This window comes from Micrococcus sp. KRD012 (assembly GCF_017168555.1).
Lineage (GTDB): Bacteria > Actinomycetota > Actinomycetes > Actinomycetales > Micrococcaceae > Micrococcus > Micrococcus luteus.
In genome coordinates, this window is record NZ_JABFBB010000024.1 from 149,947 (window position 1) to 174,941 (window position 24,995).

Sequence of the window (24,995 nt, forward strand, 5' to 3'; positions counted from 1 at the left end):
GGCGGTATAGAAGCTCCCGGCCGCGGCGAGGCGAGGCCTGTTTGTGGCCAAGTTCCGGGGTGCGTTCCGTAGAGTGAGCCGCATGGCCGTTGACGACTTCATCAGATCCGCTCGTGCCCGCGCCTTGTCCTTGGCGCGTTCGGAGCAGCCATACGTGTTGTGGGGCAACGAGCCCATGAACGGGGGCAACTTCCTCTTCCTTTGGGCCACCGCATGGTCGCGTCGTCGGTGGGCCGGCGAGGAATGGCGGGTCCGGTTCAAGCCGAAGATGCAGCCCTGGCTGGACGAGTTCCCGGGGCTGAGGGATCTCACCGTCCAAGAGGCCGACGTCCACTGGCGTCAGCGTAGAACCGTGGAATGGGGGCAGCACGCAGGGCGCGACTTCCTCCTTCCGGATCTCCGGGCATTCGTCCGGGAGGTGCTCATCCCCGGCTCCAGATTCCCGGACCGATGGGGCAGCGTCACACCTGATGCTCTGGTGATTAACGTGCGCAGGGGCGACTACTACAGCAACCCCCACTACCGAGAGCGCTATGGAATGGACGTGGAGGGATTCGTCCGGGCCGCACTCCGCAAGGCTCGCGTCGATGCCGGCCCCGTGGTATTCGTCTCCGACGATCCGGCATGGTGCCGAAAGCACCTGCGTCATCTGGTCCCGTGGACGGTGCCGCAGGTGATGCCAGAACCCCACGAGATATTCCAGGATCTGGCGCAGCTCTCGGCCGCACGCCACCTGGTCCTCGCCAACTCCACGTTCTCCTACTGGGGCGGGTACATCGCCTCCGCCCGGGGGCCGGAGGTACGGCCGCGGCAGGTCCTCGCCCCGCTGTTCCTGGCCCGAGGGATCTACGAGTACAACGAGTCACCGCTGCTGCTGCCTGAGTGGCTCGGCGTGCCGGAGGACGAATACGCCGCCGGGCGCTGACGACTCCCGCGTGCGTGAGCCCTCACCCGGGTGGGGGCCGCAGGAGGTTGCTCACTCGAGGTTCAGTTCAGCCCGAGGCCGATGTTTGACGGGTGCCGGCGGCGCAGGACCCGATGACGCCACCAACCCTGGGTGAGGCCCACCGCTGTGGCCAAGCGGTCCGCCGCACCGCTCAGATCCCGGCTCTTGAGCCCGGCCGTCATGGCTCCTAGTGCCGCACCGGCTCGCACCACCTCGATGACGGGTGGCCGGCGGAATTCGGCCGCGGAGTCCCACGCGGAGCGGGCGGAGACGACCTCGGCCAGAGCGAGGCCCGCTCGGCGCCGTACCCGCCAGCCCTGTCGCATTCCGGCGGGACGGATGTACAGGATGCTCATCTCGCCGCAGTCAACGATCGGGATGCCAGCGGCACGCAGGCGATAGCCCAGGTCGTTGTCCGAACCGCCGGTGACCAGACCGGTGTCGAATCCGTCCACGGCCAGCAGGGCTTCCCGGCGGGCGGCGAAATTACCCCCCATGAGCGCGGGGCCGATGGAGCCGAGCCCCACGGGGCGTGCACCCGTGGCCACGGTCTCTGCCTCCAGCAGGCGCCAGCGGGCGTCAAAGTCCAGAGAGGCCATCTCGGCGTCGGTGCGGGTGACTACACCGCCGGTCACGACGGGGTGCTCCGCCAGCATGTCGACAGCGATGCGAGCCCATCGAGGGTGGACGAGGTCGTCGTCGTCACAGAAGGCGAGGAGGTCGGATGACGCCTCCGCGATGCCGCGGTTGACGGCGAAGGACTGTCCTGGGTGAGCCGTGGCATCGACGACCCGGATGTCCACGTCGGCCGGAAGAGCGTCCAGCGAGGCGACCCACGGGGTGAGCCAGTCGTTGCCGCCGTTGTTGCACAGCAGGATCTCGCGCGCGGGGGCATCCCGCTGATGGATTAGGGCGTTGACTTGATCCCTCAACCCATAGTCGCTCCGAAAGCAAGGGACGATGATCGACAAGGTGGGGGAGGACGCATCCACGGTCAGTTCTCCTGGGGGTGGGGAAGAGGGAAGAGGCCGTCGATGATCTGCCAGTCGGGGCGTAGCTGGTGGGCCCGGCCGTCGTTGAGGTTCCGGCTGAAGAGCCGAGGGGCGATGACCTGGCGCCCCGGGTGGATGACGTCGCCGAGGTAGCCGCCCCAGTAGGAGAAGGTGGAGTTGGTCATGATGAGCCGTTCCGCATGGACCAGGGTACGAAAGTCATGCGTGAGGTCGCCCTCGGCATAGGTGGTGGGGGCGAGGCGGGACAGGACGGGGTCAAGGTGTTCGCGGCACCAGTCGAGGCCGTCGGAGATCACGACGACGTGGCGGGGCGCTGGGGCGTCCTGCACGGCGCATGCCACCGCCGCCTCGATGTAGGTGCGCTGGTCCATGCCGAACTCGGCCCGGTGCTGCGGGACGGTGTAATAGTCACCGCGGCGCACATTGACCACGAGGGCGCCCTCCAGGTCGGCCATCGGCTCGGCCACCGGGGAGCCCGGCAAGAGGACGTGGCGGATGTACCTGTCCAGCGCGGGCGGACGGTATGGCGTGGGGGCGGTCTGCTCCTCGCGCCAGGGTAGGACACGGCGCGCTAAGAAGGGGGCCTCGTCCTCGGTGACGAAGTACTCATCCCGCAGGCGGGGGAACAGGGCGATGCCCGCCTCGCGCTGCGGATGGAGCAGCACCCGGCGGCGCTCGCCCGCCGCTTCTCCCTGGTAGGCCCACAGGCCCACGTAGAGCAGGTTCCCCAGTCCCATCCACGGAGGTGTCCATGCGACGGGGGCTCCACGGCGCAGGGCGCTCAAGGTGTCAGACTTCACTCTCCGCAGGATGCTCACTACCCCATGGTAGACATCTCACACTCTGCCGCGACATGAGGTGATAATAGATATGCCGACTATTTCACTGTTGCCGCTGCACTTCATCTGGGGGCCGCGTCTGATACCGAGCCTGCACGCGGATAGGCTCACGCCCATGCACCTCCTCGTCACCGGCGGCGCCGGGTTCATCGGTTCGAACTTCGTCCATCACGTGGTCCGCGAGACGGAGCACGACGTCGTCGTCCTGGACAAGCTGACCTACGCCGGCAACCGGGAGAACCTCGCCGGCCTGCCCGAAAACCGCGTCACTCTCGAGGTCGGGGACATCTGCGACGCGGCCCTGGTGGACCGCCTGGTCGCCGAGTCGGACGCCGTCGTGCACTACGCGGCGGAGTCCCACAACGACAATTCGCTGAACGATCCCTCGCCGTTCATCCAGACGAACATCGTCGGAACCTTCGTCCTCCTGGAGGCGGTGCGCAAGCACGACAAGCGGTTCCACCACGTGTCCACGGACGAGGTCTACGGCGACCTCGAACTGGACGATCCGGCGAAGTTCACCGAGTCCACCCCGTACAACCCCTCCAGCCCCTACTCGGCCTCGAAGGCCGGCTCGGACCACCTGGTGCGCGCGTGGGTGCGCTCCTTCGGCGTGCAGGCCACGCTGAGCAACTGCTCCAACAACTACGGCCCGTACCAGCACGTCGAGAAGTTCATCCCGCGCCAGATCACCAACCTGATCGACGGCGTCCGCCCCCGCCTCTACGGCCAGGGCGTCAACGTCCGGGACTGGATCCACACCGAGGACCACTCCTCGGCCGTGCTGCGCATCCTCGAGCGCGGCGAGATCGGCCGCACGTACCTGATCGGCTCGGACGGCGAGAGGAACAACAGGGAGATCGTGGAGATCCTCCTCGAGCTCTTCGACCGCCCCGCGGACGACTACGACCTCGTCGCCGACCGCCCGGGCCACGACCTGCGCTACGCGATCGACAACACCGCGCTGCGCACCGAGCTCGGCTGGGAGCCGCAGTTCACGGACATCCGGGCCGGTCTGGCGGACACGGTCCGCTGGTACCGCGAGAACGAGGCCTGGTGGCGCCCGGCCAAGGACGCCGTCGAGGCCACCTACCGCTCCCAGGGCCAGTGAGGGAGAACCGCTGATGCGCATCACCGAGACCGCCATCCCCGGCCTGCTCGTCCTCGACCTCGACGTCCACGGGGACAACCGCGGCTGGTTCAAGGAGAACTGGCAGCGGGAGAAGATCCGCGCCCTCGCCGCCGAGCACCCCCGCCTCGCCTCGCTCGCCCCGGTGCAGAACAACATCTCCTTCAACGACGCCGTCGGCACCACCCGCGGCATCCATGCCGAACCGTGGGACAAGTACGTGGCCGTCGCCCACGGCCGGATCTTCGGCGCCTGGGTGGACCTGCGCGAGGGGCCGTCCTTCGGCGCCGTCGCCACCGTGGAGCTCGGCCCGGAGAAGGCCGTCTTCGTGCCGCGCGGGGTGGGCAACTCCTACCAGACGCTCGAGCCGGACACCGCCTACACGTACCTGGTGAACGACCACTGGTCCGCCGACGCGCAGGGCCAGTACACGTTCCTCAACCTCGCGGACCCGACGGCGGCCATCGCCTGGCCCATCCCGCTCGAGGACGCCGAGCTCTCGGACAAGGACCGCGCCCACCCGATGCTCGCGGACGTCACCCCCATGCCGCCCGCCCCGATCCTCGTGCTCGGCGCCGGCGGCCAGCTCGGCCGCGCCCTCGTGGCCCGCGCCGAGGCCGCGGGGATCCCGGTCGAGGCCCACGGCCGGGACACGTGGGACATGACCGATCCGGCCTCGTGGCCGCGGGAGCACTTCCGCGGCCTGCGCGCCGTGGTCAACGCGTCCGCCATGACCGCGGTGGACGCCGCGGAGACGCCCGAGGGCCGGGCCCAGGCCTGGGCCGTCAACGCGGCCGCCGTCGCCGAGCTCGCCCGCCGCTGCACCGAGGCCGGCGTCCCCCTGGCCCACGTGTCCACGGACTACGTGTTCGACGGCGCCCTCCCCGTAGGCCAGGAGCACCCGGTGGACCACCCGCTCGCGCCGCTGGGCGTCTACGGCCAGTCGAAGGCCGCCGGCGAGGCCGCGGTGCGCACCGTGGCGCGGCACTGGATCGTCCGCACCTCCTGGGTGATCGGGGAGGGGAAGAACTTCGTGGCCACCATGGCCTCCCTCGCCGAGCGCGGGATCGACCCGGCCGTCGTCGCCGACCAGCACGGCCGCCTCACCTTCGCCGACGACCTCGCTGACGCCCTGCTGCACCTGGTCACCACGGACGCGCCCACGGGCACGTTCCACATGACCAACAGCGGCGACGTGGTCACCTGGCACGACGTCGCCCGGTGGGTCTTCGAGGACACCGGCCACGACGCCGCGCGCGTCTCCGCCACGACCACCGCCGTGTACATGGCCGGCAAGGAGGGCGTGGCCCCGCGGCCGGCCAACAGCGCCCTCGACCTCGGGCCCCTGGCGGCCGTCGGCTACACCGCCCCGGACCAGCGCGAACGCCTGCGCACGTATCTGAGGCGCTGACCCTGTCTCGCACGACGAAGCCCCCGCCGGTTCCGGCGGGGGCTTCGTGCGTGGGGGCGATCAGCTGCGCGTGCTGGCCTTGCGGCGTGAACGCCGCCCCTTCTTCGCGGACGAACCGACGCTCGAGAGGTACTTCTCGTGGGACTTGTGGTACGTGCTCTCGTACCCGTAGCCATAGGCGTAACCGCCGCGCTGGGAGCGCGCGACGCCGTTCATCACGACGCCCAGCAGATGCGCGTCCACTGCGGCGAGATTCTCCACAGCCGCCTCCAGGTGGTCCCTGCGGGTCCGCCCCTGACGCACCACGAGCACAGTCCCGTCCACGGCCGTGGCCAGGAGCGAGCCGTCCGTGACGGGCAGCAGGGGAGGGGAGTCGACGATGACGAAGAAGTCCTCCGATGCCAGCTCCAACAGGGCCCGCATGCGCTTCGAACCCAGAAGCTCCGACGGGTTCGGGGGCGTCCGGCCGGCGGGGAGCAGCGTGAGGTTCGGGATTCCGGTCGCCGCGAGGGCGTCGTCCGGCTGCACCTCACCGGCCAGCACCTCGGACAGGCCCACGTCGCCCGCCACCTGGAAGAGGTCGTGCTGCCGGGGGCGCCGCAGGTCGGCGTCCACCACGAGCACCCGTTCGCCGGCCAGGGCCAGGGCGCGGGCCAGGTTCGAGGCGATGGTCGACTTGCCCTCGGAGGGGTCCGCGCTCGTGAACGAGACGACGCGCGGCGGCTCGTCGACGGAGACGAACTTGAGGTTGGTGCGCAGCGCCCGGATGGCCTCGCCGGCCCGGGGGTCGAGGTCCACGGCCTCCTCGCCTGTGCGGGTCAGGGAGGCGTTCTCCGGGACGGCGCCGATCACGCCGGCGCCGGTGACCTCCTTCACGTCGGCGCGGCTGCGCACCTTCACATCGAGGAGACGACGGAGCACCGCGATGGCGAGTCCCGCACCCAGTCCGGCCACGACGCCCAAGAGGACGTTGCGCCGGGTGTCAGGGCTCACGGGAGCAGAGGGCACGCGGGCGTCCGACAGGGGCACGACCTCCAGGGGGCTGTTCCTGTCCACCTCCGCCGCCACGTCCGCCGTCGCCTGCAGGGCGCTGTTCGCGAGCTGCGCGGCGGTCTCGGGATCCGTCGAGGTGGCGGTCACCTTGATCATGCTGGACCCGGGGACGAGCGCCGCGGAGAGCGAGTCGTCGTCGTCCTGCCCCGTGTCCTGTGCCACGCGTTCACGCACTGCCTGGCTGTTGATCAGGGCGACGTAGGCCTGAGCCCGGCTCTCGGCAGGCCCGTCGCCGGCGATGAGGCTCTGATCCGTGCTCCGCGCGGCGAGGAGCCCCTGAGATTCGGAGGCGTAGATCCGGGGCTGCAGTGCGGAGTAGCCCCAGCCCAGCAGACCCCCCACGAGGGCGGCCGCCAGGAGCAGGAGGAGGTTGGCGCGCAGCAGGCGGAAGAAGTCGACGATCGTCACGGAGCACCTCGGGGGTCATGGACGGGGATGCGCGGGCCGTCGTGGGCGAGGCACGCGCGGACCACGGTACCAAGACCCCTCGTGCGGTCTGCCGGGCCCGAGGGCGACGCCCGCCACCGCGCTACGCTGAGCCGAGTATCGCCCGGCATCCATGAAAGGTTCCGCACCATGCGCTCGAGCACGCCCCGTGACCGGACGGCTGCCCGCGCTGTGGGGGCCGTGGTGCCACCCGAGGCTCGGCCTGCCCGGGGCCACGCCGCGCTCGGCCTCGTCCCGGACGGTCAGGCCGCGTGGACCAGCTCCCCGTGGAACCCGCTGGTCACGTCGGCCTCACCGCGGCTGTTCGAGGCCGTGCTGGCCACCGGCCTGGTGGTGGAGGCGTTCACCGCTCCGGGCCTGCCGATCCCGTTCGCGGAGTTCTCCGCGATCCTTCTGCTGCTCCTGGCCTCGTTCCGGCAGCCCCGCCGGGACCTCTCGCATTACGGTGTGCTGGCCCTCGGCGCACTGGCCCTGGTGGCGTATCTCGTCGCGGTGACCGTGCACAACGACCTTGACCCCACGCGTCGCGCCACCAGGATCACGCTCCTGATCCTGCTGATCTACGCCATCGCCAGCGAGCGGATCGACATCAAGGGCGTCCTCTACGGGATGACGGCCGGAGCACTGATCAACGTGCCCCTCTTCTACGCGGGCCTGGCCCCGGACACCTACGGCGGGTACCTCACCGGGTTCCTGGGGGACAAGAACGTCTCCGGCCTCTTCTACGCGCTCCTGCCCGTGCTGCTCGTGGCCACCCTGCAGCGCATGGGCCCCAAGCTCCTCGTGCTGGGCGCCGGCTCCGCCCTGACCTTCCTCACCGGCTCGCGGACCTCGATGGCCGCGCTGTTCTGCGCGGTCGCGTGGATCTTCGTGAGCCCCTACCTGGGGCGGGCCCTCCGTATCGCACTGGTGGTGGTCATGGGCTGGTTCGTCAGCTGGGCCGAGGAGAACCTGGCCGACCTCGGGATCTTCGGCGACCGCACGGGCACGGACTGGTTCCGGGCGCAGATCCAGGCGGCGTCCGTGGAGAAGGTGGCGGAGACGTCCTTCTTCGGCCAGGGCCTCTCCACGGCATTCGTGGACCTGGACCACGTGTCCATGTTCTTCCACAACTCCTACCTGGGTCTCCTGGTCGAGGGCGGCTGGCCGTTCCTGATCGTGGTGGTCGGCGCCTACCTCTGGCTGTGCCTGCGGCCCTTCGCCCGGACGCACCGCTCGCCTTCCCGCGTCGCCGTCGAAGCGGCCGCCCTCATCATCCTCGTGGCCTCGCTCCAGCTGGGGGAGGTGTTCATCACGATCTTCGGCGCCATCGTGCTCGGTTGCGGACTCCTGCTGAGCGCCCAGGAGGACGAGGAGGACCATGGCGCCCCCGCGAAGGACCGGGCCCACCGCCGCAAGCTGGACCGCATCATCGAGCGGTCCCGACGCGCGGGCCGCTGAACGCGTCGAGCACCACCGGTGCTATCCTGTCCGGGTTGCCCAGGCGAGGGAGCGTGCGCTCCGTGATCGACGAGGCCGCCGCCGCGCGTCAGCATGCTGACCCGCTGCGGCACTGAAGCCCCCTCCTGGCCGCATCCCGCGCCGCCCCCGGCTGCGCGGCCGAGACCCCCACAGGAGGACGCATCATGTCTGACCAGCTCAAGATCAAGGTCACCCGCCGCACCGACTTCGGCAAGGGCGCCGCCCGCCAGGCCCGTCGCGCCGGCCTGATCCCCGCCGTCGTCTACGGCCACGGCCAGGAGCCCGTGCACCTGCTGCTGCCGGCCCAGGAGACCACCTTGGCCGTCCGCAACCCCAACGCCCTGCTGACCGTCGTGAACGAGGCCGGCGAGGAGCACCTGGTCCTGCCCAAGGACATCCAGCGCCACGCCATCAAGGACACCGTGGACCACCTGGACCTCATCGAGGTCCGCCGCGGCGAGAAGGTCATCGTCGAGGTCACCGTGCAGGTCGAGGGCGAAGTCGCCCCCGGCACCGAGTACGTGCTGGACTACGTCACCGTGCCGGTCGAGGCCGACGCCACCGACCTGCCCGAGGCCGTCACCATCTCCGTCGAGGGCCGCGAGGCCGGCGACCACGTGTACGCCCCGGACGTGCAGGTCCCCGCCGGCGCCACCCTGCAGCTCGAGGACGACATCGTCATCGCCACCGTCTCGGAGGTCGTCGAGCAGGACCTCGGCGACGAGTCCGTGCAGGAGGAGCAGGCCGCCGAGTCTGCCGAGGGCGAGTCCGAGGGCTCCGAGGACTGATCACGCCGTGACGACGGGGACCACGCTCATCGTCGGGCTCGGCAATCCCGGGCCCGAGTACGAGCGCACCCGTCACAACGTCGGCCAGATGGTGGCGGATGAGCTCGCCTCCCGCATGGGGGTCGGGTTCACCCGCCACCGGGCCGGCGCCGTGGTGGCCACGGGTCGCCTCGGCATCGGGGGACCGCGGGTCGTGCTCGCGAAGTCCACCGGCTACATGAACGTCTCCGGACGCCCCGTCTCCGCGCTGGCGTCCTTCTACGGGATCGGCCCCGAGGACCTCGTGGTGGTCCATGACGAGCTGGACATCCCGTTCGACACCCTGCGCCTCAAGCGCGGCGGGGGAGAGGGCGGCCACAACGGCCTGAAGTCCATCACCGCCTCGCTCAGCACGAAGGACTATGCCCGCGTGCGCGTCGGCATCGGCCGGCCCCCGGGCCGCATGGACGTGGCCGACTTCGTGCTGCGCCCCTTCACCAAGCCCGAGCAGGACGTCCTGCCGCTGCACGTGGACCGCGCGGCGGACGCCGTGGAGAAGCTCGTCACGGACGGGCTCGAGGCCGCCCAGCAGGCGTTCCACTGAGCCTCCCGCCTCGGGCGGACGTCCTCGACGGGGGCTCAGCCCCACGCTCAGGGGGTCGGGGTCACGGCACGGGCCAGGGCATCCGCGATGGTCTCCAGGGCAGGATCCATGATCTGGATCATCTCCGCGTACCCCTCCACCGGCCCGCGGAACGGGTCCACGACGTCGAGGGGCTGGGCGGTCGACCGCACGAGGGCCCGGTGGCGGGCCGCCTCCGCCGCGAACGCACGCACCCCGCGACCGGCGGGGATCCAGTCCCGTCCCTCTCGTGCGTCCACGGCGCGGACCAGCGCCGCGAGCTCCAGCACGGTGAACACCCGCGCGACGGCCTGCGGCACTTCTTGAAGTGCGAAGCGCATGTGCTCCTGAGCCGCGGCCAACACGAGATCTGCCTCCGCCACCATGAACGGTTGCAACGCGGCGGGACGGTGGCCTTCCAGCCCGGTGACGCCGGCCTCGGCGCCGAGCCGCACGAGCGGCGGCGGCACCGTCAGTGCCTGGTTCGGCTGGGAGCCGGCGCTGCCGACCTCCACCCGGCCGGGGGCCAGGACCGCCAGCCGGCCCTGCAGGGCCCGGCTCGCATAGGCCGAGCGGCACACGTTGCCGGTGCACACGATGAGCACGGCGTCCGGCGAGGGGAGGGCCCGGCGCCCCCGCCGGGCAGGCGGAGCCGAGCTCGACAGCGCCGGGCGACGGGAGAACGAGATCAACTGCGCGTGGCTCCGCTGTCACGCTCGAGCCACGAGGACAGCGCCCGGGCCTGACGATTGACGACCTTGCCGACCATCGGCTCGGCCTTCGCCGCGAGCTTCGAGCCCACCAGCGGGATCCGGCAGACGAGGGTGCCGTCCACGGAGAACTGGGAGCCCTCACCGGCGGCGGTCAGGCGGAGGGCGCCGTCCGCCGTCGCCTTGGCGGAGGGCACGGTGATGGTGGTGGTGCCGGCGCGCGAACCGTCCGCGGCGGGCGCGTCCCACCGCTCCACCTGCTCCACCTGGAGGGCGGAGCCGATGAGCTTGCGGGCCATGTCCGGGACACGATCCGGGATACGGTCCGCGGGCAGGGAGCGCACGGCGGTGACGGTCATCGGGCCCTCCGGGGAGCCCTCGACGGAGAACGAGACCAGGGAGCCGCCGAAGGACTCGACCACGGAACGGTGGAAGTCCTCGGATGCCAGGGCGGCTGCCACGGCCGCCGGCGGGTGCGGGATGGACTGCTGAGCGGAAAAGGCCACGGTGTCTCCTCGGGGTCAAGTGGGGCCGCGCCCGGCGGGCCGTGAGAGGGCCGGCACCGGTTCGCCGACGGCGATGGGCGTCCATTCCTCACCTTATATGCTGGCCTCCGCGACCCGGGTCCGGTGCACGGTGCCGGGACCGGCCGCGCGACCCCTCGTGAACCCCCTGGAAGGTGTGTCCGCCATGTCGGCACTCTGGGCCGTGGCCCTCATCATGCTCCTGAGCGGGACGGCGAAGCTCCGTTCCGGCGAGGACGTGCAGGCCACGTTCACCCGACTCAGGGTGCCCCGTCCGTTCGCGGCCCCCGGCCTGGCGCGCGCGTTCCCCTGGCTCGAGCTGCTGCTCGCCGCCGCCCTCCTGCAGCCCCTCACCCTGCTGCGTCCGGTCGTCGGCCTGGTGGCCGTGGCCCTCTTCGCCGCCTTCCTCGCGCTCGTGGTCCGGGCCCAGGACGACGGCGTCTCGTGCGGCTGCTTCGGGGAGGCCTCGGCCGCCCCGATCTCCCGCACCACCGTGGTCCGCAACGTCGTCTTCCTGGCCCTCGCCGTCCTGGCCCTGGCCGAGGGGATCGTCTCGCTGGCGGTGCACGGCGCGGGCCTGGCCTGGCAGCCGCTCACCGCCTTCGGCGCCGGGGCGTGGGCGTGGGCCCTGCTCGTGTCCGTGCTGCTCGCGACCGCCGCGTTCCTGGCCGGGCGCGAGTCCGTCCCGGCCGCACCCGACGCCGCCCCGGCGACGCCCACGCCCGAGGCCCCGGCCGCCGTCGACCCGGCCGACGCCGCCGAGCCCGAACGCCACCCGTTCCCGGACGCCGTCGTGGTCGCGGACGGCGAGTACACCGGTCTGCACCGGCTGGTCGCGGACGGGGCCGTGGTGGCCCTGCGCCTGTCCACGGGGTGCGGCTCCTGCGCGCGGGTGATCGAGCGGCTGGACGAGTTCAAGGATGCGCTCGGGCCGGTCCGGCTGCGGGTCCTGATGCCCCAGCACGCCCCCGGCGCCGACGGGGCGATCCACAGCGGCGCCGTCGACGCGTCGCTCGTGCTCGCCGACCCGGCCGGCGCCGCCTCGCAGGCCCTCGGCCTGCACTCGTTCCCCACCGCGGTGCTGCTCGGCACGGACCGGCTCACCGCCGGCGGCCCGGTGGGCGGCGCCGACGACGTCCTCGCCTTCCTCGAAGAGATCCGGGAGATCATGACCACCGAACTGCCCGCCGCCACGGACGGCTCCACCGCCACCCCGGAGGTCCGCGCATGAGCGCCCCTGAGACCACCCCCGTCCTCGCCCCGCTGCTGCCGCGCCTGCGCGCCGAACGCGCGCTCGAGGCAGCCGCCGCCTCCGCCTCCCGGCCGCTCGAGGCCCGGGGCGTCGAACTGGAGATCGGCCTGCCCGACGGCGCCCGCGCGCCCCTGCTGACCGTCCTCGCCGAGGCGCTGGCCGAGGGCCACGGCGAGCGCGCCGCCGTCCTCGTGGTCACCGCGACCACCCGCGAGGCCGAAGACCTCGTGACCGACCTGGCCGCCTGGGCCCCCGCCGGTGCCGCCGCGCTGTTCCCGTCCTGGGAGACGCTGCCCCACGAGCGCCTGTCCCCGCGCTCGGACACCGTGGGCGCGCGCCTGGCCGTGCTGCGCCGCCTCGCCCACCCCGAGGAGCACGCGGAGGGCCCGCTGCGCATCGTCGTCGCCCCCGTGCGCGCCGTGCTGCAGCCCCTCGTGGCCGGGCTCGGCGAGCTGAGCCCGGTGACCCTGCGGACGGGGGAGGAGCGGGACTTCGACGGCGTGGTGGCCGCGCTCGCGGACGCCGCCTACTCACGCGTGGACATGGTCAGCCGACGCGGCGAGTTCGCCGTGCGCGGCGGGCTGATCGACGTGTTCCCGCCCACCGAGGACTACCCCGTGCGCATCGAGTTCTTCGGCGACGAGGTGGAGCAGATGCGCTGGTTCTCCGTGGCGGACCAGCGCTCCCTCGAGGACACCACGGAGGACGGCTCGGGCCACCCCTCCGAGCTGTACGCGCCCCCGTGCCGCGAACTGCTCATCACGGACCACGTGCGCCGGCGCGCGAAGGAGCTGATCCCGGCCATGCCCGCCGCCGCGGACATGCTGGACCGGATCGCCGAGGGCGTGGCCGTGGAGGGCATGGAGTCCCTCTCCCCGCTGCTGGCCGAGGCCATGACCTCGCTGCCCCGCATGCTGCCCGCAGGCTCGCTGACCGTCCTCGTGGAGCCCGAGCGCCTGCGCGGCCGCGCCGACGACCTGCTGGCCACCAACGAGGAGTTCCTCCAGGCCGCGTGGGCCGGCGCCGCGCAGGGCGCGGTCGCCCCGGTGGACGTGGCCGGGGCGGACCAGTCCGCCGCGGGCGGCTTCCTCACGGTGGCCGAACTCCGTGCGGTTGCGCTCGAGCAGGACCAGGGGTTCTGGTCCGTCACCGCGCTGGTCTCGGACGCCGAGCTGCTGCCCGACGCCGCCACCCTGCGCGCCACCCTCGGCATCCCGCAGACCTTCTCGGGCGACATCGAGGCCATGGTCGCGCACACCCGCGTCCGGCTCGCGGAGGGGTGGCATGCCGTGGTCCTCACCGACGGCCCCGGCTCCGCCCGCCGTCTCGCCGAGCTCACCACGGAGGCCGGCCTCACGGCCTCCGTGGCGGACGGGCCCCTGCCCGCGGACCTCGCCCCGGGGCGGGTCTCCATCGCGACGGCGCCCGTCGGCTCCGGCTTCACGATCCCGGATGCGCAGATCGCCCTGATCACGGAGCACGACCTCTTCGGCCGGCACCGCACCGCGGGCACGCGCGCCCCCGGGGCACGGCTGGCCCGGAAGCGGCGCAACGCCGTCGACCCGCTGACCCTGCAGCCCGGCGACCACGTGGTGCACTCCCAGCACGGCATCGCCCGCTTCGTGGAGCTGCAGCGCCGCAAGGTCACCGGCGGCCCGCGCACCGCCCCCGGCGCCGAGGAGTCCTACCGCGAGTACCTCGTGCTCGAGTACGCGCCCTCGAAGCGCGGCGCCCCCGGCGACCGGCTGTTCGTGCCCACCGACCAGCTCGACCTGATCTCCACCTACGTGGGCGGGGAGACGCCGTCGCTGTCCAAGATGGGCGGCTCGGACTGGGCGCAGACCAAGTCCAAGGCCAAGCGCGCCACCCGCGAGATCGCCGGCGAGCTCATCCGCCTGTACTCGGCCCGCATGGCCTCGCGCGGCCACGCGTTCGCCCCGGACACCCCGTGGCAGGCCGAGCTGGAGGAGGCGTTCCCGTTCATCGAGACGCCGGACCAGCTGACCACCATCGAGGACGTCAAGAAGGACATGGAGGCGGCCGTCCCCATGGACCGGCTCGTCTCCGGAGACGTCGGCTTCGGCAAGACCGAGGTGGCCGTGCGCGCCGCGTTCAAGGCGGTGCAGGACGGCAAGCAGGTGGCCGTGCTCGTCCCGACGACGCTGCTCGCCCGCCAGCACCACCAGACGTTCTCCGACCGGTTCGCCGGCTTCCCCGTCAAGGTGGCGGCGCTCTCCCGGTTCCAGAGCGCCAAGGAGTCCAAGGAGGTCGTCGAGGGGCTCGCGCACGGTGAGGTGGACGTGGTGATCGGCACCCACCGGCTGCTCTCCGACCAGGTGCAGTTCAAGGACCTGGGCCTGGTGATCGTGGACGAGGAGCAGCGCTTCGGCGTCGAGCACAAGGAGGCGCTGAAGAAGATGCGCACCAACGTGGACGTGCTCGCCATGTCCGCCACGCCCATCCCGCGCACCCTCGAGATGTCCCTCACCGGCATCCGTGAGACCTCCACGCTGGCCACCGCCCCGGAGGAGCGCCACCCCGTGCTCACCTCGGTGGGCCCGTACTCGGACCAGCAGGTCATCGCGGCCATCCGCCGCGAGCTGATGCGCGAGGGCCAGGTGTTCTACGTGCACAACCGCGTCACCACCATCGACAAGGTGGCCAAGCGCATCGCCGAGCTGGTGCCGGAGGCGCGGATCGCCGTCGCCCACGGCAAGATGAGCGAGGCCCGGCTCGAGCAGATCATGGTGGACTTCTGGGAGCGGAAGTTCGACGTGCTCGTCTCCACCACGATCATCGAGACCGGCCTGGACATCGCCAACGCCAACACCCTGATCGTGGAGGACGCCCACCGCTACGGCCTCTCGCAGCTGCACCAGCTGCGCGGCCGCGTGGGCCGTGGCCGCGAGCGGGCGTACGCGTACTTCCTGTACGACCCGCAGAAGCCCCTGGGCGAGGTGGCCCTCGAACGCCTCAAGGCCGTGGCCACCCACAACGAGCTCGGCGCGGGCATGCAGCTGGCCATGAAGGACCTCGAGATCCGCGGCGCCGGCAACCTGCTGGGCGGGGAGCAGTCCGGCCACATCGCCGGCGTGGGCTTCGACCTCTACCTGCGGATGGTGGGCGAGGCCGTGGCCGACTTCAAGGGCGAGGAGGACACCGCGCCCGCCGAGGTGAAGGTGGAGCTGCCGGTCAACGCCCACCTGCCGCACGACTACGTGCCGGGGGAGCGGCTGCGCCTCGAGATGTACCGCAACCTCGCCCAGGCCGCGGACGACGCCGCCGTGGACGCCGTGGTGGAGGAGCTCAAGGACCGGTACGGCCCGCTGCCGGAGCCGGTGGAGGCGCTCGTCGCCGTCGCCCGGTTCCGCAACCGGGCGCGAGCCGCGGGCGTCACCGAGGTCATGCTGCTGGGGCAGAACGTGAAGTTCGGCCCCGCCGCGGACCTGCCGGAGTCCCGTCAGATGCGCCTGACCCGCATGTACAAGGGCGCCCAGGTCAAGCCGGCCCTGAACGGCGTCCTCATCCCGCGTCCCAAGACCAAGCCGGTCATGGGTCAGGACCTCGTGGACGTCCCGCTGCTCGAGTGGGCGCAGCAGGTGGTCGACGCGATCTTCGCGCCGGAGGGCTGAGGCGGGTCAGGCCGTCCTCACGCGGACGAGGATGCCGTGCGCCTCGAGCATCTCGAGGAAGGCGTGGACGTCGGCCGCGACGTCGGCGGGAGCGAGGCCGAACGCCTCCGCCACCTGGACCGTGACGTCCGTCGTCGACAGCGGCACCGGCGGATCCGCGACCAGGTCGTCCTCCGGGGTGCGGCCGCCCACGAGGACGTCCCAGATCACGTCGCCCGAGGCGCCCAACAGCAGCGGCTGACCGGCCTCGAGCGTCATGACGGCGGCCTGGCCGCCGGCGGTGCGGGCCCACGCGATGTCGGGGGAGATCGCCCAGCCCTCGGTGGTCTCAACGGTCACGGCGCACCGCCTTCGTCCAGGCCCAGCCGGCGAGTGCGCCGAGCCGGGCGCGCTGCTCGCGCCACAGGTCCGCGCGGGTGACAGGCCGGCCCAGGCGCATCTGCAGATGGGGGCGGTTCACCGGGATCGTGCGGGCCACGAGGACGGCCCGCTCCCGCACCGTGGCGGCCGACCGCCACCGGGTGCGGAACAGCTCAAGACCGCTCTGGCTCTCGTGCAGCGCCGCGAAGAGGGTCAGCTGCCGGGTGTCGACGCCGTCGGCGGCCTCGCCCGTGGCGACGTGCCAGGCCGCGCCCGCGTGCAGCCGGTGGGCTTCCTCGCGCAGGGCGGCCCAGCTCTCGGCGGGGAGGGACTCCCGGATGTGCCGGACGTCGAGGCCACCGCGGAACGGGTCGCGGGCCGCGTGGACGATCACGACGAGCCGCTGGTGGCGCGGGCTCGGCACCGGAACGGGCCGGCCCGCGATCACGAGGTGGGCGTGCTCGCTCCACAGGGCGTCGAAGGCCGCCTCGGGGGACGCGCCGAGGCCGGGGAAGAGCCGATGCACGTCCACATACCCCAGCTGGTCGTGCCAGAGCGTGGCCGCGTGCTGGAAGATCGACCCTTCCGAGAAGTCAGCGACCGGTTCCCAGGCGTGGGCGTGCAGGAGCTCGATGACGGCGGTGGCATCGGCCGGATGGACCAGCAGGTCTACGTCCGAACTGCGGCGGTGCTCCGGGTAGACGCCGGGCTCCGTGGCGTAGCCCTTGACGTGCAGGCCGCGAATGCCGACCCGGTCCAGCAGATGCGTGATGCGGGCGTGGGCGAGGCGGACGCGGACCTCGAAGTCCAGGGACGGCGGGGCGGCCGGTCGCTGTCCCGTCGCTCGTTCTCCCATGGCCGCGAGCTTAGCCGACCCAAAGGAGGGCCCGGCGGTGACTGTGCCGGATGCCCGGTGCAAAGTTAAAGGGGGTTCAGGTGGATTCGTGGACTGACGGCGCGAGACCCGCACGCTCCCGGGTGCTCCGTGTTGACGTGCCATCCATGAACGCGTGGCAGGACTCGCGATGAGCTGCGCGACCTGTCTAGATCCACCTGCAGAGTTCCATTCTCATGTTCACCGAGCATGCCGTTCCCGCGATCGTCCCCCTGCCGCAGGGCATCCCAGACCTGGACTGGTTGCGCTAATGGGCGCGGATCGCGGGCTTCATCGGTCTTGTTGACTGCATCGCCCGCGGTCGGCTCAGTCGCCGCTCGCTCTGGTGCGGACGCGGCGGTGGAAGGTGGCCCTGCTCGTCACCGCCGCGGTGTGCGTCCGCCTCACGGGCCCTGCACCTCCATGGCGGGCTTGGCGTGCGCCGTCCTGTGGCTCTGGTCGACGCCGCAGATGGGGGTGGCGTCGTGCTCGTCCTCGCCATCCTCGGCGCCTACGCATTCTTAGGCTGCGCCTGTCCGCCCCCCGGCTGCGCACCCCTGCGCGTGGCAGTGGAGGCGGCCCCGTCCCCGATCTCTGACGCCGGCCGGTCAGGCGCCCGTCGGCTCCTCCTCCACGAGGTCCCCGTCGAGGGCCCGGGCGATCTCCCACGCCAGCAGCTCGACGATCGGCTGCGCGGTCTGCGCCATCGCGGCGTAGCCCTCGGCGGGGCCGCGGAACGGGTCCGGCAGATCCGCGTCCGGTCGCTCCCCGTGGGCGATCAGGCGGGAGCGCAGCTCCGCCAGGGCCGTCACGAGCGCGGTGACGCCGGCGCCCGGAGGGACCGCCGCGGCGAGCTCCTCGCCGTGGTCGCGCAGGAGGGTGCCCATGCCGAGGATCGTGAAGGTCCGGCGCACCGCCGCGGGGTCCTCGCGCAGCACCTCGTCCAGGTGGTCGTCCGTCGCGGTCAGGACGAGGTCCTGGTCGGCCAGCGAACGCCCGGTCAGCTGCTGCGGTCGATGCTGCGTCAACGCGGCGCGGACTCGGCGGCTCGGTGCGAGGTCGAGCAGCGGACCCGGGACGGTCAGCGCCTGGTTCGGTTCCGTGCCCGCGCTCGTGACCTCCGCGCGGCCCCGGTCACCGAGCAGGGCGTTGAGCTGCGCCTGCAGCGCGTACTCCACATAGGCGGAGCGGCAGATGTTGCCCGTGCACACGACGAGGACGCGGGCGCTCGGCGGGGGGGCCGGGGGCACGGCCGGCCGGTGCGGCAGGCGAGGCCGGCTCAGCGGCCGCGGCGGTCGCGGGAGCCACCGCGCGCTCGGCCGGCGTCGCGCGCTGCCGCGGCGCGGCGGGGTCGGCCGGGTGGGGGAGGAACGCCGGGCCGAGCCGGAACTCGGCGAGGCGATCCTCCCGCGCCGTGGAGGCCGCCGGGGCGCCGGCGTCGCCGCCGTCACCCGCCGGGTGGCCGCCGTCGCGGGTCGGCGCCTCGGGCTCCTCCGGCGTCGACGGCAGGAACGGATTGCGGATCGGGGGGCGATGATCCCGGCTCATGGTTGTGTCCTCTCCGAGGCGGTCGTGACGCGCGGCAGCGCGGACGTGACGGGGTGCGGGGGCTCCACGTGTCGCAGGCGGTGCACCGGGTGCCAGCGGCGGCGCGCCCCCGTGAACGGCTTGGACAGGGGGGTGGCGAGCAGGGCGAGGCCTGCCAGCCAGCTGAGGGCGAGCGCGAGGGCGAACTTGACGGCGTTGTCCTCCACGCCGTGGCGCGTGACCCACATCAGCACCCAGCCGTGCAGCAGCACCACCACCGTGCCCGTCCGGACCAGGGCGGTGATGACGCGGCGCAGGGCCTGACCCGTCCCGGTGCGTCGGGCGAAGGAGCGCAGCAGTCCCTCCACCGTGGAACCGAACACGAGCACCATCCCCGCGGACATCAGGACGCCCACGGCAGGGGTGAGCACCGGCGTGCCGAAGCCGCCGAACTTGATGTTGGGCGGCTCCAGGCCCAGCCGGACCGAGACCAGCCCGAGCAGCACCAGGCCGAGGCCGATGAGCGTCCGATGGCGTCGCACGTGCGGCTGGACGCGGCGCCGGAACGTCTCGCCGCTGAGGACGAACAGCAGGCACGGCAGGGCCAGCCCGACGCCCAGAGGCGTGCGGGCGATCGCGGAGTCCGGCACGAGGTGGGCCCACGCCAGCCCGGCCAGGCCCACGGCCCAGGCGACGGCGGACGGGAAGCGCTCGAGGAATCGGCGCAGCACCGTGGTGAAGAACAGGACGGAGATGAACCAGAACGCCCACCACGGGGGCTCTTGGTCCGCGCCCCCGTACCAGCCGGTGATCATCAGGCGCCGCAGGAGGTCGGGGTCGTCGGCGAACCACGCGAACGCGGCCACGGACATGAGCGCCGCCCACATCAGGTACGGCACCATCAGGCTCCGGAAGCGGCCCCGCACGTCCGTGGCCCAGGGGCGGCCGCGCGTCCAGAAGTAGCCGGTGAGGAAGAAGAACAGCGGCATCCGCCAGATCTCCAGGTACCGGCTGAAGGTGAGGTCCGTCAGGTACGCGTGACCCAGCACCACCGCCGCGATGGAGACAAGCCGAAGGGCGTCCACCCCCGTGTTGCGGGTGGACGCCCTTCGGCGCGCGGCGGCCGGACGACCGGTGTCAGCGATCCTCGGCTCCGGGACGGCTCAGCGGTGCGCGGCGCCGGTCTCGACGGCGTGGGCGCCGGTGGCGGCGTGCTCGACGACGGGACGGGTGTGGATGGCGGTGGTGTCCACGGTGTCGCTGCGGCCCAGGAACGCCTTGGGGATCAGGAAGGCCACGGTGGCCAGGGCCAGCGCGATCAGGCCGGGGACCCAGACCGTCTCGAGCGACCAGAAGCCCATGGCGTAGAGGCAGCCGAGGAACGCGCCGAAGGCGACGATGAAGGCGATCAGGGAACCCCAGACGCCGCCCACGTTGGAGTGGTCGATGGCCTTGCCGTTGCGGATCACGTGATGCTCCTTCGGTGCGGTCCCGGCCGGGGCGGACGCCCGGCCGAAATGATGCGAGTCAGTCGGATCCCAGGATAGCAAGCGCGGAGCTGGCACCGATCCGGGTGGCGCCGGCCTCGATCATCGCCAGGGCGTCCGCGCGGGTGCGCACCCCGCCGGAGGCCTTCACGCCGATGCCCTCGCCCACGGTGCGGCGCATCAGCGCGACGTGCTCGACGGTGGCGCCCGCGGTGGAGAAGCCCGTGGAGGTCTTCACGAAGTCCGCGCCGGCCTCGACCGCGGCCTCGCAGGCCAGGACGATCGCGTCGTCGTCCAGCAGGGCGGTCTCCACGATCACCTTGAGCAGCGCCCCGCCGTCGCCCGCGGGGCCGTCCGCATGCGCGGCCTCGGCCACGGCGCGGACGTCCGAGACGAGCCGGGCGCGGTCCCCGGCACGGGCCGCGGCGACGTCGAGGACCATGTCCACCTCGTCCGCGCCGGCGTCGATCGCCTGCCGGGCCTCGAAGGCCTTGACCTCCGAGGCGTTGGCGCCGAGGGGGAAGCCGATCACGGTGCAGGTCAGCACGTCCGAGCCCGCGAGCTCGGCGGCCACCAGCGGCACCCACACGGGGTTGATGCACACGCTCTTGACCCCGGCCTCGCGGGACTCGGCCACGAGGCGGCGCACGTCCGCCTCCGAGGTGTCGGCCTTCAGGGCGGTCGCGTCGATGTACTTCGCCAGCTCGGCGGTGGTGAGGGAGACGGTCATGTCCGCCAGCCTACCGAGGCTCAGCCGCCCACGAGGGCCGTCACCTCGGCGCGCAGCGCCTCGAGCCGCTCGGCGGCCGCGGCCGGGTCGGCGTCCCGGGTGCCGAGGTAGCACTTGAGCTTCGGCTCGGTGCCGGAGGGGCGCACGAGCACGCGGGTGCCGGAGTCGGTGGCGAACAGCAGCGCGTCCGTCGGCGGCAGCCCGTCCTCGCCGGCGGCCAGGTCCCGGCGCATGGTGACCGGCTCGCCCGCGAGCATGGCCGGCGCCTGCTGACGCAGGGCCGTCATGGTGCGGGCGATCAGGGACAGGTCCGCCACGCGGACCGAGACCTGGGCGCTGGGCATGGCGCCGGTGACCGCGTCGACGTCGGCCAGGGCGTCCGTCAGGCCGCGTCCCTGCGCCTTGAGGGCGGCGGCCAGCTCCGCGGCCATGAGGGCGGCCGTGATGCCGTCCTTGTCCCGCACCATGTCCGGGTCCACGCAATAGCCGAGGGCCTCCTCATAGCCGAAGCCGAGGCCCGGGGCGCGGGAGATCCACTTGAAGCCGGTCAGCGTGACGTGGTGCGTCACCCCGTTCGCCTCCGCCAGGGCGGCCAGCTGCGGGGAGGAGACCACGGAGTTCGCGGCGCTGCGGCCGGCCGCGTGCAGGGCCGGCATCGCGTGCGCGCCCAGCAGCGTCCCGACGGCGTCGCCCGAGAGCATCCGCCACGTGCGGACGCCGTCCACGTCGGTGACGGGCGCGGCCAGGGCCAGGCGGTCTGCGTCGGGGTCGTTGGCGATCACCAGGTCCGCGTCCACCTCGGCGGCCAGGGCGAGGGCGAGGTCCATCGCCCCCGGCTCCTCCGGGTTGGGGAACGCGACCGTGGGGAAGGCCGGGTCCGGGGCGGCCTGCTCGGCCACCACGTGGACGGGGCCGAAGCCGGCGTCCTCGAGCAGGCCGGGGACCACGGCGCCGCCCACCCCGTGCAGGGGCGTGTAGACCACGCGCAGGTCGCGGTGGCCGTGCCGGTCGTCGTCGAGCACGCCGAGGGCCGCCGCACGGTAGGCCTCCAGCAGGTCCGGCCCGGCCACGGTCCAGCCGTCGTCGGCGAGCGGGATGTCCGCGGCCCACGCCGCGTGGTCGATGCGGGCGGCGATCTCCGCGTCCGCGGGGGAGACGATCTGCGCCCCCCGGCCCGCCTCGTCCGTGAGCCGCCCGCCGAGGTAGACCTTGTAGCCGTTGTCCGCGGGCGGGTTGTGGCTGGCCGTGACCATCACGCCCGCGTCCGCGCTGAGATGGCGCACCGCGAAGGCGAGCACCGGTGTCGGCAGCGGGTCCGGCAGCAGGACGGTCTGCACGCCCGCGGCCGTCAGGACGGCGGCCGTGTCCGCGGCGAAGGCGGCCGAACCGCGCCGCGCGTCGTACCCGACGACGGCCAGCGGCGGGGCCGCGTCCCGTCCGACGCCGTCCCACAGGTGGGCGGCCAGACCCGCCGCGGTGCGGCGCACCACGAGCCGGTTCATGCGGGACTCGCCCGGGCCCTCCTCGGCGCGCAGGCCGGCGGTGCCGAACACGAGCGGCCCGGCGAAGCGCGCGGCGAGCACCGCCCGGGCGGCCGCGGCCTCCGGGCCGACGCCGGCGGCCGCGTCGAGCTCGGCGCGCAGGGTGTCCCGGTGCGCGGGATCGGGGTCCTCCGCCGCCCACCGCTCAGCCCGGGCGAGGACGTCCTCCGGGAGCGCGGCGACGTCGTCGTGCGGGGGATGCGCGGGCATCAGAGCCGCCCCACGATGTCCGCGAGCAGGCGCGCGATGCGCGGGCCGGCGGCCTGGCCGGCCTCGACGACCTCGGCGTGGGACAGCGGCGTCTCCGAGATGCCGGCGCCGAGGTTGGTCACCAGCGAGATGCCGAACACCTCCAGCCCGGCGTGGCGGGCCGCGATCGCGTCCAGTGCCGTGGACATGCCGACGAGGTCGCCGCCGAGGGTGCGCGCCATCCGCACCTCGGCGGGGGTCTCGTACTGCGGGCCGGCGAACTGGACGTACACGCCCTCGCGCAGGGACGGGTCCACCTCACGGGCGATCGCGCGCAGCCGCGGGGAGTAGAGGTCGGTCAGGTCCACGAACGTGGCGCCGACGAGCGGGGTGGCGCCGGTGAGGTTGATGTGGTCCGCGATCAGGACGGGGGTGCCCGGGGCGATCTCCGGGTCCAGGCCGCCGCAGCCGTTGGTCAACACCACGGTGCGCGCCCCGGCGGCGGCGGCGGTGCGGACGGTGTGCGCCACGGCCTGGGCGTCGCGGGACTCGTAGAAGTGCGTGCGCGAGCCGAAGACGAGGGCGTGCGTGCCGTCCGGCAGTCGGACCGAGCGGATCACCGCGTTGTGGCCGGGCACCTTCGGGGCGTGGAAGCCGGGCACCTCGGCCAGCGGCACGGCGGCGACCTCGTCGCCGATCAGGCCGGCGGCCTCGCCCCAGCCGGAGCCGAGGACGACGGCGACGCGGTGCTCCGCCACGCCCGTCGCCCGGGCGATGGTGTCGGCGGCCGCGCGGGCCTCGGCGAAGCCCGGATGGTCGCCTGTCAAGGGGGAGTCGGGGGAGGGGATGCTGGTCTGGTCGGTCACGTCGTGGAGTCTAGGCGGTGTCGCGTGGGCGCGGGCTAGGACTTTCCCGTCCGCGGCGGACACAATGGAGCCCGTGACCGAGGAAAACAGCACCTTCATCCCGTCCCTGACCATCATCGGCGGCGGCCCCGGCGGCTATGAGGCCGCCATGGTGGCCGCGAAGCTGGGCGCCCGCGTGACCCTGGTCGAGCGCCAGGGGTTGGGCGGCGCGGCCGTCCTCACGGACGTGGTCCCCTCCAAGACGCTGATCGCCGCCGCCGACTCGATGCGCCGCGTGGGCGCCTCCGTGGACCTGGGCGTCGACCTCGGCGGGGCCGAGGTCCACGCGGACATGGGCCAGGTCGGCCGCCGCATCCTGAACCTGGCCCACGAGCAGTCCTCGGACATCCGCGCGGGCCTCGAGCGGGTCGGCGTCCGGGTGATCGACGGCGTGGGCCGCGTCGTCGGCCCCCACGAGGTGTCCGTCCGCGCCCTCGACGACGCCGACACCGGCGCCGAGCCCGAGATCATCACCTCGGACGCGATCCTCGTGGCCGTCGGCGCGAGCCCCCGCGAGCTGCCCACCGCCGTCCCGGACGGCGAGCGGATCTTCAACTGGAAGCAGGTCTACAACCTCAAGGAGCTGCCCGAGCACCTGATCGTCGTGGGCTCCGGCGTCACCGGCGCCGAGTTCGCCTCGGCCTACAACCGCCTCGGCGCCAAGGTCACCCTCGTCTCCTCGCGCGACCGCGTGCTCCCCGGGGAGGACGCCGACGCCGCCGAGCTGCTCGAGAAGGTCTTCGAGGACAACGGCCTCAGGGTGATCGCCCGCTCCCGCGCCGAGGCCGTCGAGCGGACCGAGACCGGCGTGCGCGTGCACCTCTCCGGCGAGGGTGCCGAGGACACCCCGTCGATCGAGGGCTCCCACGCCCTCGTCGCCGTCGGCGGCGTGCCGAACACGGCGGGCCTCGGTCTCGACGACGTGGGCGTGAAGCTGGCCGACTCCGGCCACGTGCTCGTGGACGGCGTCTCCCGCACGTCCGTGCCGAGCATCTACGCGGCGGGCGACTGCACGGGCAAGCTCGCGCTCGCGTCGGTGGCGGCCATGCAGGGGCGCATCGCCGTCGCCCACCTGCTCGGCGACGCCCTCAAGCCGCTGCGCCCGCACCTGCTGGCCTCGAACATCTTCACCTCGCCGGAGATCGCCACCGTGGGCGTCACGCAGGCGCAGGTGGACTCCGGCCAGTACCAGGCGGACGTGCTGCGACTGGACTTCCACACCAACCCCCGCGCCAAGATGTCCGGCGCGGAGGAGGGGTTCGTGAAGATCTTCGCCCGTCAGGGCTCCGGCACCGTGATCGGCGGCGTGGTGGTCTCGCCGCGCGCCTCCGAGCTGATCTACGCGCTCGCGCTCGCGGTCACGCACAAGCTGCACGTGGACGACCTCGCGGACACCTTCACCGTGTACCCGTCCATGTCCGGGTCGCTCGCGGAGGCGGCCCGCCGCCTGCACGTGCGCATCTGACCCAGAGACGACTTTCGGTCGTGAGATAGGGCCTATCTCACGACCGAAAGCGTCCATTCCCCCGATGTCACGTTCGACAGTGCGGGAGGGCGGAGGGAGGGTTAGCGTGGT

The 24,995-nt window shown here is 72.8% G+C and carries 22 protein-coding genes; 9 read left to right on the forward strand and 13 right to left on the reverse strand.

Annotated elements, in window-relative coordinates:
• The first annotated feature begins 82 nt into the window (after positions 1-82).
• Positions 83-925 (forward strand): alpha-1,2-fucosyltransferase, encoded by an 843-nt coding sequence (locus tag J1M37_RS10620; protein ID WP_206452604.1) that lies wholly within the window; start codon positions 83-85, stop codon positions 923-925.
• Positions 926-987: 62 nt separating this feature from the next.
• Here J1M37_RS10620 and J1M37_RS10625 read toward each other — a convergent pair whose 3' ends face one another.
• On the reverse strand, positions 988-1,938 hold the full coding sequence (locus J1M37_RS10625; RefSeq protein WP_206452605.1) for a glycosyltransferase: 951 nt from the start codon (positions 1,936-1,938) through the stop codon (positions 988-990).
• Between the two features lie 2 nt (positions 1,939-1,940).
• Entirely contained in the window at positions 1,941-2,696 is a 756-nt protein-coding gene (locus tag J1M37_RS10630) for an alpha-1,2-fucosyltransferase (protein WP_206452606.1), read from the reverse strand.
• 217 nt (positions 2,697-2,913) lie between these two features.
• On the opposite strand from J1M37_RS10630, the gene rfbB reads away from it, so the two are divergent.
• Both rfbB and J1M37_RS10640 read left to right on the forward strand, forming a co-directional pair.
• Positions 2,914-3,909: a dTDP-glucose 4,6-dehydratase gene (gene rfbB / locus J1M37_RS10635; protein ID WP_206452607.1), complete on the forward strand. Its 996-nt coding sequence runs from the start codon at positions 2,914-2,916 to the stop codon at positions 3,907-3,909.
• Positions 3,910-3,922: 13 nt separating this feature from the next.
• A complete protein-coding gene (locus J1M37_RS10640) occupies positions 3,923-5,338 on the forward strand; it encodes a sugar nucleotide-binding protein (RefSeq protein ID WP_206452608.1) in 1,416 nt (471 codons plus the stop codon).
• A gap of 60 nt (positions 5,339-5,398) precedes the next feature.
• Here the strand turns inward: J1M37_RS10640 and J1M37_RS10645 are convergent, their stop codons facing one another.
• Complete coding sequence (locus tag J1M37_RS10645) at positions 5,399-6,799, reverse strand: polysaccharide biosynthesis tyrosine autokinase (protein ID WP_206452609.1); 1,401 nt, start codon at positions 6,797-6,799, stop codon at positions 5,399-5,401.
• A 168-nt stretch (positions 6,800-6,967) separates the two neighbouring features.
• On the opposite strand from J1M37_RS10645, the gene J1M37_RS10650 reads away from it, so the two are divergent.
• From J1M37_RS10650 to pth, 3 genes are all read left to right on the forward strand, one after another.
• A complete protein-coding gene (locus J1M37_RS10650) occupies positions 6,968-8,278 on the forward strand; it encodes an O-antigen ligase family protein (protein WP_241251028.1) in 1,311 nt (436 codons plus the stop codon).
• Between the two features lie 185 nt (positions 8,279-8,463).
• Positions 8,464-9,087, forward strand: a complete 624-nt coding sequence (locus tag J1M37_RS10655) for a 50S ribosomal protein L25/general stress protein Ctc (protein ID WP_206452610.1) — start codon at positions 8,464-8,466, stop codon at positions 9,085-9,087.
• A 7-nt stretch (positions 9,088-9,094) separates the two neighbouring features.
• On the forward strand, positions 9,095-9,670 hold the full coding sequence (pth, locus tag J1M37_RS10660; protein WP_206452611.1) for an aminoacyl-tRNA hydrolase: 576 nt from the start codon (positions 9,095-9,097) through the stop codon (positions 9,668-9,670).
• Between the two features lie 47 nt (positions 9,671-9,717).
• Here the strand turns inward: pth and J1M37_RS10665 are convergent, their stop codons facing one another.
• Both J1M37_RS10665 and J1M37_RS10670 read right to left on the reverse strand, forming a co-directional pair.
• Positions 9,718-10,293 (reverse strand): arsenate reductase/protein-tyrosine-phosphatase family protein, encoded by a 576-nt coding sequence (locus tag J1M37_RS10665; RefSeq protein WP_206452612.1) that lies wholly within the window; start codon positions 10,291-10,293, stop codon positions 9,718-9,720.
• Between the two features lie 83 nt (positions 10,294-10,376).
• Positions 10,377-10,904, reverse strand: a complete 528-nt coding sequence (locus tag J1M37_RS10670; protein ID WP_206452613.1) for a DUF2505 family protein — start codon at positions 10,902-10,904, stop codon at positions 10,377-10,379.
• A 184-nt stretch (positions 10,905-11,088) separates the two neighbouring features.
• Here J1M37_RS10670 and J1M37_RS10675 point away from each other — a divergent pair, with 184 nt between their 5' ends.
• Together J1M37_RS10675 and mfd are read left to right on the forward strand one after the other, a co-directional pair.
• A complete protein-coding gene (locus tag J1M37_RS10675; protein WP_206452614.1) occupies positions 11,089-12,153 on the forward strand; it encodes a MauE/DoxX family redox-associated membrane protein in 1,065 nt (354 codons plus the stop codon).
• Positions 12,150-15,806 carry a transcription-repair coupling factor gene (gene mfd, locus J1M37_RS10680; protein WP_206452615.1) on the forward strand — a complete coding sequence of 1,219 codons (3,657 nt, stop codon included), beginning with the start codon at positions 12,150-12,152 and terminating at the stop codon, positions 15,804-15,806. Before J1M37_RS10675 ends, mfd begins: the two co-directional genes overlap by 4 nt.
• A gap of 6 nt (positions 15,807-15,812) precedes the next feature.
• Here mfd and J1M37_RS10685 read toward each other — a convergent pair whose 3' ends face one another.
• From J1M37_RS10685 to J1M37_RS10720, 8 genes are all read right to left on the reverse strand, one after another.
• Positions 15,813-16,145, reverse strand: a complete 333-nt coding sequence (locus tag J1M37_RS10685; protein WP_060973877.1) for a PqqD family protein — start codon at positions 16,143-16,145, stop codon at positions 15,813-15,815.
• Positions 16,135-17,022 (reverse strand): nucleotidyltransferase family protein, encoded by an 888-nt coding sequence (locus J1M37_RS10690; RefSeq protein WP_060973876.1) that lies wholly within the window; start codon positions 17,020-17,022, stop codon positions 16,135-16,137. Before J1M37_RS10690 ends, J1M37_RS10685 begins: the two co-directional genes overlap by 11 nt.
• 626 nt (positions 17,023-17,648) lie before the next feature.
• Complete coding sequence (locus J1M37_RS10695; RefSeq protein WP_206452616.1) at positions 17,649-18,290, reverse strand: arsenate reductase/protein-tyrosine-phosphatase family protein; 642 nt, start codon at positions 18,288-18,290, stop codon at positions 17,649-17,651.
• Between the two features lie 294 nt (positions 18,291-18,584).
• Positions 18,585-19,652: an acyltransferase family protein gene (locus J1M37_RS10700; RefSeq protein ID WP_206452617.1), complete on the reverse strand. Its 1,068-nt coding sequence runs from the start codon at positions 19,650-19,652 to the stop codon at positions 18,585-18,587.
• A 78-nt stretch (positions 19,653-19,730) separates the two neighbouring features.
• Positions 19,731-20,036, reverse strand: a complete 306-nt coding sequence (locus J1M37_RS10705) for a hypothetical protein (RefSeq protein ID WP_206452618.1) — start codon at positions 20,034-20,036, stop codon at positions 19,731-19,733.
• Between the two features lie 58 nt (positions 20,037-20,094).
• Positions 20,095-20,784, reverse strand: a complete 690-nt coding sequence (gene deoC, locus J1M37_RS10710) for a deoxyribose-phosphate aldolase (RefSeq protein ID WP_049144972.1) — start codon at positions 20,782-20,784, stop codon at positions 20,095-20,097.
• A gap of 20 nt (positions 20,785-20,804) precedes the next feature.
• The gene (locus tag J1M37_RS10715; RefSeq protein ID WP_206452619.1) at positions 20,805-22,535 is read right to left on the reverse strand and encodes a phospho-sugar mutase; all 1,731 of its coding nucleotides are present in this window, start codon (positions 22,533-22,535) and stop codon (positions 20,805-20,807) included.
• Positions 22,535-23,380 (reverse strand): purine-nucleoside phosphorylase, encoded by an 846-nt coding sequence (locus J1M37_RS10720; protein WP_044659714.1) that lies wholly within the window; start codon positions 23,378-23,380, stop codon positions 22,535-22,537. The genes J1M37_RS10715 and J1M37_RS10720 overlap by 1 nt, the downstream gene beginning before the upstream one ends.
• 73 nt (positions 23,381-23,453) lie before the next feature.
• On the opposite strand from J1M37_RS10720, the gene J1M37_RS10725 reads away from it, so the two are divergent.
• The gene (locus J1M37_RS10725) at positions 23,454-24,884 is read left to right on the forward strand and encodes an NAD(P)H-quinone dehydrogenase (protein ID WP_446724889.1); all 1,431 of its coding nucleotides are present in this window, start codon (positions 23,454-23,456) and stop codon (positions 24,882-24,884) included.
• Positions 24,885-24,995 lie beyond the last annotated feature (111 nt).